Raw genomic sequence first — 15,454 nt, forward strand, 5'->3', positions numbered from 1 at the left:
ACTATTTCATTCCAATAAGTTTAATTTATATCTGGCATATCCTCGCATCAATAAACTTAATTTCAACCCATTAGATATTCTTATTCTTGATTCCATTATTTCTGAAGTAGGAACTGATTTCAACTTTCTTAAAAGGCGTTTATAATATTTATATGCAATATAAACACCAAATTTTGCCTCAACAGGTAACATAGAAATACCATGTCTATAAGCATAGTCAAAATCTTCCTCAATTTCGCTAATAATACGTTCTTTGGAATCGTTATCCAATTCTCTGAAGTTGACATTCGGAAAATACGACCTATCTAATTCTTCAATATCTTCTTTTATATCTCTCAAAAAATTAACTTTTTGAAAAGCTGAACCAAGTCTCATAGCAGGGCGTTTGAGTTCATTGTATTTCTTATCATCTCCATTAACAAATACTCGTAAACACATTAAACCTACGACATCTGCAGAACCATATATATATTCGTTATATTCTTTCTCAGTTTGATAATTTTTTTTTGACAAGTCTGCTCTCATACTTTTCAAAAACGCTTGTACAAGTTCATCTTGAATTTTATATTTTTTTACAGTTTTTATAAATGAATTGAGAATAGGGTTTAAACTTATCCCTTGATAAGCTCCTAAATAATAATTTTTTTCAAACTGAATTAATAATGATTCCTTGTCATATTCATGAAAAGTATCTACAATTTCATCTGCAAAACGAACAAAACCATAAATATTATAAATAGCAGAACGTATTTCAGGAGCAAGCATTCTTGTTGCCAAAGAAAAAGAGGTACTATATTTTTTTGTTACTAGTTTACTACAATTGTATGAAACTTGATCAAATAATTCTTTCATGTTTTCGAGTTTTTAGAATTAGATCTGACACTACTTTTCCTGAAATCAATGAAGGTGGAACACCTGGTCCAGGAACCGTTAATTGACCAGTAAAAAATAAATTATTTACTTTTTTACTTTTTAATTTCGGTCTTAGAAATGCAGTCTGTGTTAATATATTAGCCAAGCCATAAGCATTCCCTTTATAAGAATTATAATCTTTTATAAAGTCATTTACACAAAAACTCTTTTTAAACAAAATACTTTCTTTCACGTCTTGGTTGGTTAGTTTTTCAAGTCTTTCAATGATGATATTGAAATATTTCTCTCTAAGCTCAGGAGTATCTTCTACTCCAGGTGCAAGAGGTATTAAAAATGTACCAGACTCCTTTCCTTCCGGGGCGAGAGAGCTATCTGTTATCGAAGGGAAACTAGCATAAAACAAAGGATTCTCAGGCCAATCTGGAACATCGTAAATTGAAACGGCATGAGTATCGAAGTCGGCGTCAAAAAATAATGTATGATGCTCTACATTTTTAATTTTTTTATTGAATCCAATATAAAACAATAAAGATGAAGGAGCAAATGTTTTTTTTGCCCAGTAAGTATTTGAGTATTGTCTATAGCTTTCCTTTAATAGCCCCTCAGTATGATGATAATCTGCACCACTTAAAATTAGCGAAGCTTCAACCTTACTATTGTTAACATAAATTTCTTTAACGTTGTTATCAGCATTTACTTCTATTTTATTTACTTCTGCATTGGTTACAAATTTAACTCCCATTTCTTTTCCGAGACTGACCATTGCTTCAACAACCTTGTACATCCCTCCTTTTGGGTGCCATGTTCCTAAAACAAAATCAGCATAATTCATAAAATTGTAAAAGGCAGGCGTCTTATTAGGTTTAGCTCCTAAAAAAAGAACAGGGAACTCTAAAATTTGAATTAACTTTTTACTTTTTATTTTCTTCCTTACTTGCTTTCTAATTGTTGAAAAAAACTGACTAACCCTTACGGCTGTCTTTGGTGTGATTAATTCAAAAACTGATAGTCCAGGCTTATAAACCATATCCTTAACAGCTATATCGTAATTATCCGATGCAGACTTAAGAAATTTCATTAAATATTTAGAGCTACCTTTTTCTTCAGACTCAAAAATTTCACAAATCTTTTCTAAATTATCTGGTATCGTTATACTTTCTTTTTTACCAAAATAAACTTGGTATGCGGGAGATAATTTTTCAAGTTCATAATAATCAGATGTCTTTTTTCCAAAATCGGCAAAAAATTTCTCAAAAACATCTGGCATCCAGTACCATGTAGGCCCTATATCAAATGTAAAACCATCTTTAGAATATTGTCTTGCTCTACCACCTAAAGTACTATTTTTCTCGTACACAGTTACTTGATAACCATACTTGGCCATGTAACAAGCTGCAGATAATGAAGAAAAACCAGATCCTATTATTGCTATTTTATTTTGTCTAATCATATTCTAACAAAGTTAAACAAAAATAAAATAGAATAAAAATTTAAAAACAAAATTTACATTTAAATTAAGTAAAAAATAGCTAAAAAATTTTTAACATAAAATTAATTAAATTTGATCTAAAAATTTAATTACTGAGGGAAACGCTTCTATATTTGATTTAAAAACACTTAAATCAACAGACATTGCTTTGTGACCTAGACTTACAAATTTGTGATTAGTATTTTTCAATACAGACTCAACTTCTTCAAAATATCCTTGTAACTTTTCATCATATGGTTTGACTGTCATTGAATTGATAAAGCAAACATCTTTTTCACTATCGAAAAAGTATTTTAAGTTATTCAAAGGCAAACTTTGTCCGAGATAAATTGTCTGAAACCCTCTTAAGGCTAATTCATAATTTAAATATAGTAAACCTATTTCATGTATTTCTCCATCAGGTAAAAACAAAACATAAGTAATATTATTATTGTTTGCTATGTATTCTAGGTTTTCAGTATTAAGTTGGATTTTTTGGATTATAAGATTTGATATAAAATGCTCATGAGCAGGCATAAGAGTATCAGTCTGCCATAGAATACCAATATGCTCTAAAAAAGGAACAAATACTTCTTTAAAGATTTCTCGAAACGTTTTTTTATGAAGAAGTCTGTTATAAGTATTATTGAACAAGACCTTATCAAACTGGAACATAGCTAACTTAAATGAATTGATAGCCTCATCATTCACAGCTAGTTTAAAAGAAAGTTCCCTAGCAGTTAAATTTATTTGGTCAGAGGACATGACTGCTATTTTAGATATCTTGTAATTGTGCTTATTTAATAATACAACGTTCAGAAGCCTTGTTAGACTACCAGCAGAATAATATCTAATATTTGTTTCAGTACGTTTAGGCTCAAGAATTCGATAACGTTTTTCCCAAATTCTTATCGTATGAGCTTTTATACCTGAAATATTTTCAAGGTCTTTTATCGTAAATTTGGTCTTAATGTTGTTCAATAAATATTTTTTTTTATTAAACAAATATACAACATATTTTTTTATCTCATAAATACTCGTATAACTACATTTGGAGTAAAACCTAAAGAGATATTGTCTACTATTTGCGATTCAAAATTTTCACCGTTATAAACTCTTTTATTTTTTCTAAATAAAATATTCTTAGTATCAAAGATATTTAATAATGAAATACCTATTCTACCATTCCATCGTTTAAGCTTGTCAAAACTAAATTCGTAACTAGATGAGAAATCAACTCTATGGTAAGAAGGTAATCGGAAAGAATTTAACGTTTCTACTATAAAAGTTCCATCATCCTCAACTGAATCAATTAAACTATAAGGTGTCCCTGTCTTATACAACCAAGCAAAAGACACATTTAAATTTTTGTATTTTAAATTATGAGTCCATTGTAAATTATTGGTAATATCTAGATTACTCAAGAAAGACCTCCCTCCATTAACTTCAGGAAAATTAAATGTTGATTTAGCATAACTATAATTTATCCAAGAAACATAACTCCCAAAGCTTTTTTTCAATAAAACATCAATACCAGTAACTTCACCGGTTCCTTCTTGCACACCTTGAATATTTCCCATGTTACCGCGAGTTTGCGAAGAAACACCTGAACTAACTTTTTTATATAAATCTATATCAAAGATATTTTTATCAGACCTATATATGAATCCTAAAGTATATTGTTTGTTTTGTAGTATTGGTAATGCATTACTGTTATCCATCAATAACCAAAACTGATTTTCTAGCCCAAAGTCGGAAGTATGAGTTTCAAAATACTGATTAACAAACTGTTGCTTGTCTTCATAAGATGTTTTAACAAATAAATTCTTTAAAAATTCTTGTTCAAAATGAATTCTAGGTGATAAAAAACTTTTATTTGAAAGTGAAGAATAATTTACTCTAACTCCTAAATTTAGTATTGTTTTACTTTTCTTATTAAAGGAATAATTTAAAAAAAATGAATGTAAATTATTGTGTTGATCATCACTAATGTCATAAAAATAACCATTATTTACAGTAGTTACTCTGTTGATGTCAAAACCTAATTTAGTATTTAAAAATTCATATCCTGAAAGAAATGCGGATTTTTTATTTAACTTTGTCTCCACAACAACTTTTAAACCATTATCTCTTATAAAATTAGTTTTTAAAGCTTTCTGAAAATAAGGCGTTCCAAAATTGAATTCTCCTTCATAATTATAGTAAGAATCATACTCAGATGAATGCATGCTTATTGTATGATTAATATTATCGCTCCACTCGTGATTCCACTTCAAAGATATTCCTAAATTTTTTATTTTAAGATGATCTTTTGTTACATATCGGTTAGAATTTATCGTATTAAAAGAATAATCTAGTTTATTTTGAATATTCAAATAACTAAAAGTTAAAATATCACGATTTGATATATCATAGGTGATTTTTGTATGAATATCAAAAAAGTTTAGATCATTTTTATTCTCATAAGTTGATCCTATTAATGGTTTATTGTTACCTATAACAGAATTTTGAAAAACTTTACTTGAAAAATTATTAAATGTAGGTGTTTCAAAAACATCAAAAAGAGACCTTCTCCCTGAAACTAAGACGCCTATTTTTTTTCCTATTGGTACGTTTAAATAGGCATCGAAATGAGTCATATTAGCCCCAATACCTCCTTTAATCTTATTGGGTATTTGTTTTTTAGTTTGAATATCAACTACACCTGAAACATGATTTCCATATTCAACACTTGTACCACCCTTATATATTTTTACATCATTTATAGTGTATGGGTTAAATGGAGATATCATACCAAATAAATGCGAAGCATTATACATTTTTAATCCATCAAAAAGAATTAAATTTTGCTCAGGCGAGCCTCCTCTAATAAAAATATCAGATGCCGTTTCATATGGACTGTTTATACCTGGTAAAAACTGAATTGTTTGAAAAATATCTGGCTCAGTTAAACCTGATATAGCTGTTAATTTTTGAGGAGAAACAACAACAGAACCATCAACCTGATTCTGTAAGCCCTCAGAAAGGTAATCGGCCACGACTACCTCTTCAAGCTCTGTAATTTCTTTACTCAAATAAATTTCAACACATTTTTTTTTCTTCAAATTTTTTAAAAAAATTGTCTTCGATTTAAAGCCCAAACAAGATATCAATAAAGTATCTGATTCAGTTATATTATTGAAGCCAAAAAAACCATGTGAATTTGAGCTAACTCCCCTTCTCAACCTTTTAACTAAAACATTTGCTGATTCAATAGGCGTTTTCTGTTTCTCGTCAAAAATAAAACCACAATATTTGTATTCATTATTTAATTTAAAATCAGTGACAATTATATAACGCTCTTTTAATATCTCATATTTGAGTGAAGTTTCTTTTCTTAGCTGGCTTAAAATAGACTGAATTTCACTATTAGACCTATCAGAGGTTACAAACTTTTTATCTACTACACTATCGCTATAAGAAAATTTAACTTTGTGTATAGACTCTATCTTAAGTAAATAGTCTTTGAGATTATATCTAATTTCTCGACTATCATCTTGAGCTATTAATTTATTTATTAATAAAAACGGTACTAAAATTAATATTAAAAAGTTAAATTTTAATTTCATTTATTGCTTTCGTAAGATGACTGTATTTTCATCTGCAAAAGTAACAGCTATTTTCATAGGTTCAAAAACTGTTTTTAAAGCAATTTTCAAATCATCATGTGTATAGCTTCCCGTAAATTTTTGTTCTAAATTAATATTTTCAACTTTAAACGTTACTCCAAATTGATTTTTCATCGAATCAATAACATATTTTAAAGCAATACTTTTAAAAGAACTTTCTCCATTTTTCCATCCTGGTTCTTGAGCTGTGATAGTCCACTTTTCAGTAACACCTGTCTTAAAACTTCTACTTGCATTCCCTCTATTTAGAATGTTTTGATCTTTGCCAGAAGTAACATTTACTTTGCCTTCAAAGCATTTAACTTCTATATAATCATTTGAAGAATGAACATCAAATTGAGTCCCTATAACAGCCACACTACCAAGGTCCGTTATAACCTTAAACTTTTTTCCTTTCCTAACTTTAAAATAAGCTTCTCCCTTTAAAAGCACCTCTCTTTTTTGACTCCATTTTTTTTTATCAAATTTTATAAAACTTTTTGAATTAAGTAAAACCTCAGAACTGTCAGGTAACATAACTGAAAGTTGTTCTCCATAATTTGTTTTATAACTTGTTGTTGACTTATTAACAAACAACCATAATCCTAAAATAATAGCTATAGAAGCCGCTACTGCGATATATTTGGTTCTAAACCTTACAACTTTAGCTTTTTTGTTTGAAATATTGATTTGTTTGTTCAATTTTTCATGCACTTTTTCAGAACGAAATTCTGGTATTGAAAACTCTTCAGAAGTACTCATTATTCTGCTGTACAGCAAATATTCAGAAGAACTTCTGAAATCTTTAAGCTCCGAATCAGTTAATTCATCATTTAGCCACCTCATTAAAAAGGCTTCGTCTACTCTTTTATTCATCTCTCGTTTTTCTATAATTATAACAAATAAAACTTCTCTAACCCTACTTAAAATTAGGACCTATTTTGTCTCTTAGACTTTTTAGTGCTAAAGACATTCTTTTTTCAACAGCTTTGATCGATATATCCAGTATTTCAGAGATCTCTCTATATTTTTTTTTATCAATTCGATTCATTAAAAAGACTTCCCTCTGTTTTGAGGGTAAATCGGCAATTGCGGCCTTTAGTTTTTTAAGAAATTGCTGCTCTTCTAATATAAATTCAGGTGTTTCATTTGTATATTCTTTTTTGTTTTCAGAAGCATGTTTCAACACTATTTTTTTATGTGCTACATGGTTCAAAAACATATTGTTGGCTACTGTAAATAAAAATGATTTTGCTTTTTCTACAAGTACTTTAGAACAATTCTCCCATAATTTAATGAAAGACTCTTGGACGAAATCTTCTGCAAGATCTCTGTCCCCGCATTTATAGTACATAAAATTATATAAAGATTTTGATTGTTCTTCATATAATTCGTTAAAAGCTTTTTTTTGACAAATATTCTTTCCGGTTTTCATTATAGCAAACTTAAGGTTTTTTAAAAAAATGGTAGGGTATTTTTATTTTTATTTGTTTTATAGTTGATTAATTAAATACGGTGCTATTAGCCATACCCTAACACCCTTCTAACTTTTACTAATAGCACCATTTTAATTATCAATATTTTTTTCTTCTCATTTTGATCGATACTTTTGTACGATGCAAAAAAATAACTACCAATCCAAATTAGAGTTTATTATATTAATGGCCTCACTAATGTCCTTAGTAGCATTATCTATAGACGCTCTTTTACCTGCTTTAAACAAAATAGGTAAAGCTATTAACTTCCCTGACCCTAAAGATTCTCAACTTTTAATTACTATGATTTTTCTCGGATTAGGTGTAGGTCAACTAATAGCAGGGCCAATTTCTGATTCTATAGGAAGAAAACCTGTTGTTTATATAGGTTTTATACTTTTCATAATTGCTAGTTATATTTGTGTTTCTGCAAGGACTATTGATCAAATGATTTTTGGAAGAATTCTTCAAGGTGTAAGTTTATCTGCTCCAAGAACAATAAGTGTTGCCATGATAAGAGATACATTTAGTGGCAACTATATGGCTAAAATAATGTCTTTTATTGTTGTGATTTTTCTTCTTGTTCCTATGATAGCTCCTGCACTGGGAAAAATTATATTAGAATTATACGGTTGGAAGTCCATCTTTTATTTTCAAGTACTATTTGGTTTTTTAGTGACAGTTTGGCTTTGGAAAAGACAACCTGAAACATTAAATTTTAAATATAAAAAACCACTATCTCTTAGGTTATTTATTAATGGATTAAAAGAGTTTTTAAAGAATAAACAAGCGGTAATATTCACCATTATTTCAGGGCTTATAACAAGTTCCTTCATGGTTTACTTGAGTTCTTCTCAGCATATTTTTGAAGAGCAATACAATTTGTCAGAAGAGTTTCCTTTGATTTTTGCAGGTCTTTCTTTATCATTAGGACTTGCCACATTTTTAAATGGTAATCTTGTTATTCGATTTGGAATGCTTAAACTTGTTAGAATCTCTACCATAATTTTAGTTTTCACTTCAATTATCTATATTTTCCTTTTTTTTGAAAAAAGTAATCCTTCAATTGAAATTCTATTTACTTTTTTTTCATTCGAATTTTTCGCTGTTGGTTTCCTATTCGGAAATCTAAGAGCGTTGGCTATGGAACCTTTAGGGCATATAGCAGGGATTGGAGCAGCTTTAAATGGGTTTTTATCAACTATAGTTGCTGTTCCTATTGCTGGTCTTATCGGTCAATGGGTTGATGAAACTGCAATGCCTTTATTTTATGGATTTTCAATCTGTGGAATTTTATCTTTAATATTGCTGGCTTATTTAAGAAAACATATAACTATTTAGCATAAAAATTATTATTACTTTGAATTTAGAAATTATTTATAAAGATGAGTTTATTGTTTGTGTTTCAAAACCAAATAATATCGTTGTTCACCATGCTTATCACTCCAGAAATGTTATTGAAGAGCAATCTTTACTTGAAAAAATTTATGATGAGTTTGGAGAGAAGATGTTTCCTATACATCGTTTAGATAGAAAAACTTCCGGTATCATTTTATTAGCAAGAAATAAAAAAGCAGTTTCGTCTTTCCAACAACTTTTTATCGAAGATAAAATAAAAAAAACGTATTTGGGTATTGTTAGAGGACATTCACCTGAGAGACTAATTATAAACTCTCCTGTGAAAGGAAGGGATGCAAAGGTATATAAAAATGCAGAAACTCTTCTTGAGACAATAGACAAAACAATTCAGAAAATTCCTGTTAAACCTTATGAAACATCAAGATACAGCCTTATTAAATTAACACCTAAAACAGGTAGGTTACACCAACTAAGAATTCATACTAATAAAATTAGCCACCCTTTAATAGGTGATCCAAAATACGGAGACAAGAATCATAATATAATGTACCAAAAAAAATTCGATTGCTATAACTTATTTTTACATGCATATTCTCTTAAGTTTATGCATCCATTGACAAAAAAAGAACTAAAATTAGTTGCTAAATTACCAGATGAATGGAATATTATTTTCAAAAGATATGGATGGAGTTTATAATGATCTTAAATTTCAACACTTCAAAACATCTTGATTAAAAATAGTGTTATTACAAGAAAATAGTTTAAAGAAAAATAGGACTATTACAAAGTAAATATAGCCCTATTTTTATTTAAGTACTTTAAAGAAAATTAAAATTCTTTAAAAATAGCGTGCATTAAGCGCTTTTTATCATTTATACTCTCCTCAAGGGAAATCATAGTTTCAGTTCTATTTACACCATGGATATCGTCTATTCTATAAATTATATCCTTAGCATCATTGGTGTTTTTTGCTCTTACCTTGCAAAATATGTTATATTTTCCAGCTGTAACATAAGCAACAGTAACGTTAGGTATTAGTCTAAGGTTATCCAACACATGTTGTGTCATTGAGGTTTTTTCTAAAAAAACACCAACATGAGCTATAAAAGAATATCCCATTTTTTCATAGTTTAATGAAAGTGTAGAACCTTGAATGATTCCTTCATCTTCCATTTTCTTTACTCTAACATGTATAGTTCCTGCAGAAACCAACAATTTCTTTGCTATATCAGTAAAAGGTGTTCGAGCATTCTCAATTAAGATGTCTAGTATTTGATGATCAATTTCATCTAGGACAAATTTTTTCATTTTTTGTAATTATTCAAATGATGTTACTAAAATATATTTTTTATAATTGTACGTTGCAAAAATTATAAGAGACTTAAAAATCAATCACTTTTATTAATTTCCTTGTGACCCAAATAGAATGATAAGTCTCCTTCTTTCTTTTTAACTAAAGTAAGTGCAAATTTATTACTTTCAATTTGTTCTGCATACTGATAAGCAATATCTTTTTTATTATTTTTTGAACGATAAATTACATCGTAAAAGTTCTTGATATTGTTTGGGATACTAAAATATTCAGTATGATTTTCAAATTTATTATTTTGAGAAATATAAAATATTCCTTGAATTAAGGCATAAAAATTAAATTTTCTAACCTCTTCTCTTTTATAATCATTGGGAAAATGACCTGCTTCAATAAGAATAGTATTATGTCCCATTTTTTGAAAATTATCACCGGTTGCCGATGGATAAAATTCATCTGTATATCTTCCTATATGATTAGGTATTATTTGTTGAAGAAGATTATTCATTGAGCCAATAACATCCATTGTTTGAATTCTTCCCGTCGTCAAACTCCTAGTTTCTTCTTCTGATGGAGCTAGGAAAGAAATAGTAGCTGGATTATGAGTTCCTTCAACACCAAAAATTGTTCTTTGATCATGTAAATTAAAACAAAAATCAGGATTGAAGCTTTCTAAAACTTTTCTTAAAATTCTACTTTCTTTAGCTACTAAATTTACTGCATCTCTATTTAGATCAATTCCATTCGAATTTACTCTAGTATAGGCAAGAGATCCATCTGGATTTAACATAGGAATTATTTGAATTTCGACTTTATTTAATATTTTTTCAACTAAATCAGAATTTGAAAACTCAGTTATAAAATTCAATAAATCGAAAATGGCTTTTGTCCCAGTGCTCTCATTACCATGCATTTGGGTCCATATCAGAATTTTCTTTTTACCTTTCCCTATTTTAATCTTATAAATAGGGATCCCTTTTTCTGAACTTCCAATCTGAATAAGCTCATTTTTTTTTTGATTTTTTAATAATAAAGATTCAATATCATCAAAAGTAATCCACCTACCTTCAATTGATTTTTCTTTTATTTGGAAATATTTTTCCTCTAAAAATTCTATACTAATGGAGCTCATAAATTTAAACTAAAAAGTAAACCATTTATCGACTAATTCTTTCTCTATTGAGATTTCTGAATTGTGAATATAATCATTTTTAATAGGATCATATTTGTAATCTTTAGACCAACTTTCAATATTATTTGCAAGAGTTCTAAGAGAGTTACATATAAAGTTAACTTCAATATCTGTTGTTGTTGGATGCACAGATAAACGAACCCAACCTGGTTTTTCAGTACTACAGCCACTTTTAATTTGGTCTTTTATTTTATGTGACGTGTACTGATCAACATTTAAAAGAAAATGCCCATACGTGCCTGCACAAGAACATCCACCTCGTGTTTGAATACCAAACCTATCATTAAGTAATTTGACAACAAGGTTAAAATGGTACTTTTCAAAATAAAAAGAAAAAATGCTTAGCCTGTTTTTTTGTTCCGGAGCTAACACCCTAATACCCTGAATACCGAAAAGACAACTAAATATTTTTTCATTTATCTGATCTTCTCGCTCCTTGATTTTCTCAATTCCCATCTCTTCTTTTAATTGAATTGATAATGCAATTTTAATGGCTTGTAAGAAGCCTGGTGTTCCACCGTCTTCTCTAGTTTCAACATCATCTATATAATCATGCTCTCCCCATGGATTAGTATAAGTTACAGTTCCGCCACCTGGATTATCTGGAATTGTGTTTTTATATAACTTTTTATTAAACAATAAAACTCCAGAACTTCCTGGACCTCCTAAAAATTTATGTGGAGAAAAGAAGATTGCATCTAAATATTCATCTTCTTTCTCTGGGTGCATATTAATAGATACATAAGGAGCTGAGCATGCAAAATCAACAAAACATAAACCATTATACTTATGAATTAAAGCCGCCACTTTATGGTAATCTGTTTTAATTCCTGTTACGTTTGATGCAGCAATAACTGAAGCAATTTTAATCGGCCTATCTTTATATTTCTTTATCACTTCTTCAAAAATATCTATACAGATCAATCCTTCATCATTACAAGGAACTACTTCTACATCTGCAATAGTTTCATACCAAGATGTTTGATTTGAATGATGTTCCATATGACTAACAAAAACGATGGGGCGTTTTTCCTTAGGGATTTCAGTATATTCTTTTAAATTTTCAGAAACTTTTATACCTAAAATTCTTTGAAACTTATTCACTACTCCAGTCATTCCTGTTCCTTCAGTAATCAATACATCATCTTTACTAGCATTTACATGATTCTTAATAATATTTCTAGCTCTGTTATATGCTAGCGTCATAGCTGCCCCAGTAGTTGATGTTTCTGTGTGGGTATTAGCCACATATGGACCAAATTCATTCAAAAGTTTATCTTCAATAGGCCTGAAAAGTCTTCCGCTTGCTGTCCAATCAGTATAAATTAGTTTTTTCTCACCATATGGTGTTCTAAAAGTTTCATTGATACCTATAATACTATTTCTATATTTTTGAAAATACCCTTCTAAATTCATGTCTTAAAATGTTAATACTTAGTTTATAGCTTGATAATAAAATTTCAATACATTCGAAAAATCAAATTATTGATCATTAATTAAATTATAAATTCTTTTATTTCTTCAATAAATCTAATTGCTAATTGATTAGCTTGCTCTTCTGATTTAGACTCAGTATAAATTCTTATAATGGGCTCTGTGTTCGATTTTCTCAAGTGAACCCATTCATTTTCAAAATCAATTTTTACACCATCAATAGAATTTACTTCTTCATTTTTGTATTTCGATGCCATTTCTTTAAGAATATTATCTACATTAATTTCAGGTGTCAACTGAATTTTATTCTTACTCATAAAATAATTTGGGTAACTATTTCTAAGCTCCTTACAAGAAGTTTTATTATTTGCTAAATGAGATAAAAATAAAGCAATACCTACTAAAGAGTCTCTTCCATAATGAGAACTAGGATAAATAATTCCTCCATTACCTTCCCCTCCAATAACAGCATTTATTTCCTTCATTTTTTTTACGACGTTCACCTCCCCAACTGAACTAGCCTCGTATTTACCTTCATATTTTTCAGTAATATCTCTTAAAGCTCTTGAGGAAGACAAGTTTGAAACTGTATTTCCACCTCCTAACTTATTCAATACATAATCTGCACATGCAACTAATGTGTATTCTTCACCAAACATAGTTCCATCTTCAGATATCAATGCTAACCTATCTACATCTGGATCTACTACAATACCCAAATCTGCTTTCTTTTCAACTACTAACTTTGATATATCCTCCAAATGTTCTTTAAGAGGCTCTGGATTATGAGGAAATTCTCCATTAGGTTCACAGTACAATTCAACACACTTGACATCTAACATTTTTAATAACATGGGCACCGCAATACCTCCTGTGGAATTAACTCCATCAACGACAACCTTAAATTTTGCTTTTTTAATTGCCTTTTTATCAATTAATTTAAGCTTTAATATCTCTTTGATATGCTTTTTTATGTAGTTTTTCTTTTTCTTATAAATTCCCAGATTATCTACAGTTGCAAATTGTATGTTATTACTTTCTGCAAGTTCTAATACCCTAGCTCCGTCTTCTCCATCAATAAATTCTCCTTTTTCATTTAATAATTTTAAGGCATTCCATTCCTTAGGGTTATGAGACGCTGTCAAAATTATACCTCCATCTGCTTTTTCTTTTGGAACTGCTATTTCAACTGTTGGCGTAGTAGATAATCCTAAATCAATAACATGAATACCTAAACTTACTAAGGTATTAGCTACTAAGCTAGTTATCATTTTTCCTGAAATACGAGCATCTCTTCCAATAATTATTTTTATACTCTTTTTATGTTTATTGTTATTTTTAATAAACATACCATAGGCTGCAGCAAATTTAACTGTATCAATGGGGGTTAAATTATCTCCTGTAAAGCCACCTATTGTGCCTCTAATTCCTGAAATAGATTTTATTAATGTCATTTTTAGTTTATAATTGACAACAAATATAGGAGTATTTAGAATATTTCACGATACTGTTTATCTAGTTTAAATGTAACATTTGTTACATTTAAATATCGTTTAAAAAAAAATAAACCCTTTTTTTTGTCGTATTCATAAAATAAAACTCGCTAATCATGATAGCTAAGAGCATCAAAATTAGTGAATAAGATTAAAAAAAATATTAATAATAAGTCTAATAATTACTTTTTAAATTTTTATAATTAAAATTAACAGGTTTTTAATTATCATACAATAACCGTATATCATCAATTAAAAAAATCTGGGTGATTTCACCGTTTGAGGTCTAAATAACTCATAACGCAATAAGAATTCATGGGTACCCGAATTATAATTACTATAATTCGATGTTGTTAAATCATAAGCATAACCTAAAGATAATGATCTGCTTACTTGAAAACCTAACAAAGCACTAATCGAATCATCCCAACGCCATGCAATACCTGCGCGAAACTTCTCATTGAATAAAAAGTTAGCTGAAACATCTAATGACAATGGTGCCCCACTAACAACCTTAGTTAGTAAAGCTGGTTTAAACTTGACACTTTTACTTAAAGCGAAAACATAACCCGCTATAAAAAAGTAATGCATACGCTCAACGGCAACACTACCTCCAGCTAAAGTGTCATCATAATGTTCTGTCCGTAAAATATTAGGAACAGCCAAACCTAAATACCATTTATTCGTATAATAATAAACACCTGCTCCTATCGTTGGTAAAAATCTATTAATAGGAACTGATAATTGTTCATCGCCCTTATCTCTGTAAATCCCCTTAGTCCAATCTATATTGAATAACCTTCCACCTAGTTTCAAGCCAAAAGATAAATTACCTTCCTTAGAAGTCCGCACTGTATAAGATACATTCGCATCTATATAAGTTTCACGTGAAGGACCTATAACATCATTTACCAAATTGATACCTAAACCAACTCCACTATAGCCTAATGGAGTATCATAACTTAAATTAAACGTCTGAGGAGCGCCTTCAATACCAACCCATTGGACTCGGCCTAATAAATTGATAACTCCATGTCCCTTAGAGCCTACATAAGCAGGATTAACACTCATCGTATTAAACATGTACTGTGTATAATGTGGATCTTGTTGACTATAAAGGGTAGCGCCTGTAAATAAAAGGCCTAGCATTATAAGGTTCTGTACTATCTTATTCATCTTCGTATACTTTAGGGGTTTATAATTA

Annotated in this window: 13 protein-coding genes; 2 read left to right on the forward strand and 11 right to left on the reverse strand. The window is 29.3% G+C overall.

The genetic code is table 11. The features are described 5' to 3' along the window. Positions 1–6: 6 nt before the first annotated feature. From ACSIGE_RS01740 to ACSIGE_RS01765, 6 genes are all read right to left on the reverse strand, one after another. Entirely contained in the window at positions 7–852 is an 846-nt protein-coding gene (locus ACSIGE_RS01740; protein ID WP_440881074.1) for a phytoene/squalene synthase family protein, read from the reverse strand. Beyond that, positions 836–2,323 (reverse strand): phytoene desaturase family protein, encoded by a 1,488-nt coding sequence (locus tag ACSIGE_RS01745; protein ID WP_440881075.1) that lies wholly within the window; start codon positions 2,321–2,323, stop codon positions 836–838. The genes ACSIGE_RS01740 and ACSIGE_RS01745 overlap by 17 nt, the downstream gene beginning before the upstream one ends. Positions 2,324–2,428: 105 nt before the next feature. Beyond that, the gene (locus ACSIGE_RS01750) at positions 2,429–3,322 is read right to left on the reverse strand and encodes a MerR family transcriptional regulator (RefSeq protein ID WP_440881076.1); all 894 of its coding nucleotides are present in this window, start codon (positions 3,320–3,322) and stop codon (positions 2,429–2,431) included. 41 nt (positions 3,323–3,363) lie between these two features. Beyond that, positions 3,364–5,949 (reverse strand): TonB-dependent receptor, encoded by a 2,586-nt coding sequence (locus ACSIGE_RS01755; RefSeq protein WP_440881077.1) that lies wholly within the window; start codon positions 5,947–5,949, stop codon positions 3,364–3,366. After that, positions 5,950–6,864: a FecR family protein gene (locus tag ACSIGE_RS01760; RefSeq protein WP_440881078.1), complete on the reverse strand. Its 915-nt coding sequence runs from the start codon at positions 6,862–6,864 to the stop codon at positions 5,950–5,952. Positions 6,865–6,907: 43 nt separating this feature from the next. Further along, positions 6,908–7,423 carry an RNA polymerase sigma factor gene (locus tag ACSIGE_RS01765; RefSeq protein ID WP_440881079.1) on the reverse strand — a complete coding sequence of 172 codons (516 nt, stop codon included), beginning with the start codon at positions 7,421–7,423 and terminating at the stop codon, positions 6,908–6,910. A 181-nt stretch (positions 7,424–7,604) separates the two neighbouring features. Between ACSIGE_RS01765 and ACSIGE_RS01770 the strand changes: the two genes are divergently transcribed. Both ACSIGE_RS01770 and ACSIGE_RS01775 read left to right on the forward strand, forming a co-directional pair. Next, the gene (locus tag ACSIGE_RS01770) at positions 7,605–8,804 is read left to right on the forward strand and encodes a multidrug effflux MFS transporter (RefSeq protein ID WP_440881080.1); all 1,200 of its coding nucleotides are present in this window, start codon (positions 7,605–7,607) and stop codon (positions 8,802–8,804) included. Between the two features lie 19 nt (positions 8,805–8,823). Further along, positions 8,824–9,519, forward strand: coding sequence for a pseudouridine synthase (locus tag ACSIGE_RS01775; protein ID WP_440881081.1), 696 nt, complete (start codon positions 8,824–8,826; stop codon positions 9,517–9,519). Between the two features lie 131 nt (positions 9,520–9,650). Here the strand turns inward: ACSIGE_RS01775 and ACSIGE_RS01780 are convergent, their stop codons facing one another. The 5 genes from ACSIGE_RS01780 to ACSIGE_RS01800 all read right to left on the reverse strand — a co-directional run bounded on the left by ACSIGE_RS01780 (position 9,651) and on the right by ACSIGE_RS01800 (position 15,426). Beyond that, complete coding sequence (locus tag ACSIGE_RS01780) at positions 9,651–10,130, reverse strand: Lrp/AsnC family transcriptional regulator (protein WP_440881082.1); 480 nt, start codon at positions 10,128–10,130, stop codon at positions 9,651–9,653. 80 nt (positions 10,131–10,210) lie between these two features. After that, positions 10,211–11,263, reverse strand: a complete 1,053-nt coding sequence (locus tag ACSIGE_RS01785) for a M14 family zinc carboxypeptidase (RefSeq protein ID WP_440881083.1) — start codon at positions 11,261–11,263, stop codon at positions 10,211–10,213. Positions 11,264–11,272: 9 nt separating this feature from the next. Further along, the gene (locus tag ACSIGE_RS01790) at positions 11,273–12,739 is read right to left on the reverse strand and encodes an aminotransferase class V-fold PLP-dependent enzyme (RefSeq protein ID WP_440881084.1); all 1,467 of its coding nucleotides are present in this window, start codon (positions 12,737–12,739) and stop codon (positions 11,273–11,275) included. An 80-nt stretch (positions 12,740–12,819) separates the two neighbouring features. Beyond that, on the reverse strand, positions 12,820–14,211 hold the full coding sequence (gene glmM, locus ACSIGE_RS01795) for a phosphoglucosamine mutase (protein ID WP_440881085.1): 1,392 nt from the start codon (positions 14,209–14,211) through the stop codon (positions 12,820–12,822). A 291-nt stretch (positions 14,212–14,502) separates the two neighbouring features. Further along, positions 14,503–15,426 (reverse strand): PorP/SprF family type IX secretion system membrane protein, encoded by a 924-nt coding sequence (locus ACSIGE_RS01800; RefSeq protein WP_440880725.1) that lies wholly within the window; start codon positions 15,424–15,426, stop codon positions 14,503–14,505. Between the last annotated feature and the right edge of the window lie 28 nt (positions 15,427–15,454).

Source organism: Tenacibaculum profundi (assembly GCF_052050075.1).
Taxonomy (GTDB): domain Bacteria; phylum Bacteroidota; class Bacteroidia; order Flavobacteriales; family Flavobacteriaceae; genus Polaribacter.

Coding starts and splice junctions, on each gene's coding strand:
- ACSIGE_RS01790 (WP_440881084.1), bottom strand. CDS start 12,739: ATGAATTTAGAAGGGTATTTTCAAAAATATAGAAATAGTATTATAGGT.
- glmM (WP_440881085.1), bottom strand. CDS start 14,211: ATGACATTAATAAAATCTATTTCAGGAATTAGAGGCACAATAGGTGGC.
- ACSIGE_RS01745 (WP_440881075.1), bottom strand. CDS start 2,323: ATGATTAGACAAAATAAAATAGCAATAATAGGATCTGGTTTTTCTTCA.
- ACSIGE_RS01800 (WP_440880725.1), bottom strand. CDS start 15,426: ATGAATAAGATAGTACAGAACCTTATAATGCTAGGCCTTTTATTTACA.
- ACSIGE_RS01760 (WP_440881078.1), bottom strand. CDS start 6,864: ATGAATAAAAGAGTAGACGAAGCCTTTTTAATGAGGTGGCTAAATGAT.
- ACSIGE_RS01770 (WP_440881080.1), top strand. CDS start 7,605: ATGCAAAAAAATAACTACCAATCCAAATTAGAGTTTATTATATTAATG.
- ACSIGE_RS01740 (WP_440881074.1), bottom strand. CDS start 852: ATGAAAGAATTATTTGATCAAGTTTCATACAATTGTAGTAAACTAGTA.
- ACSIGE_RS01780 (WP_440881082.1), bottom strand. CDS start 10,130: ATGAAAAAATTTGTCCTAGATGAAATTGATCATCAAATACTAGACATC.
- ACSIGE_RS01785 (WP_440881083.1), bottom strand. CDS start 11,263: ATGAGCTCCATTAGTATAGAATTTTTAGAGGAAAAATATTTCCAAATA.
- ACSIGE_RS01755 (WP_440881077.1), bottom strand. CDS start 5,949: ATGAAATTAAAATTTAACTTTTTAATATTAATTTTAGTACCGTTTTTA.
- ACSIGE_RS01765 (WP_440881079.1), bottom strand. CDS start 7,423: ATGAAAACCGGAAAGAATATTTGTCAAAAAAAAGCTTTTAACGAATTA.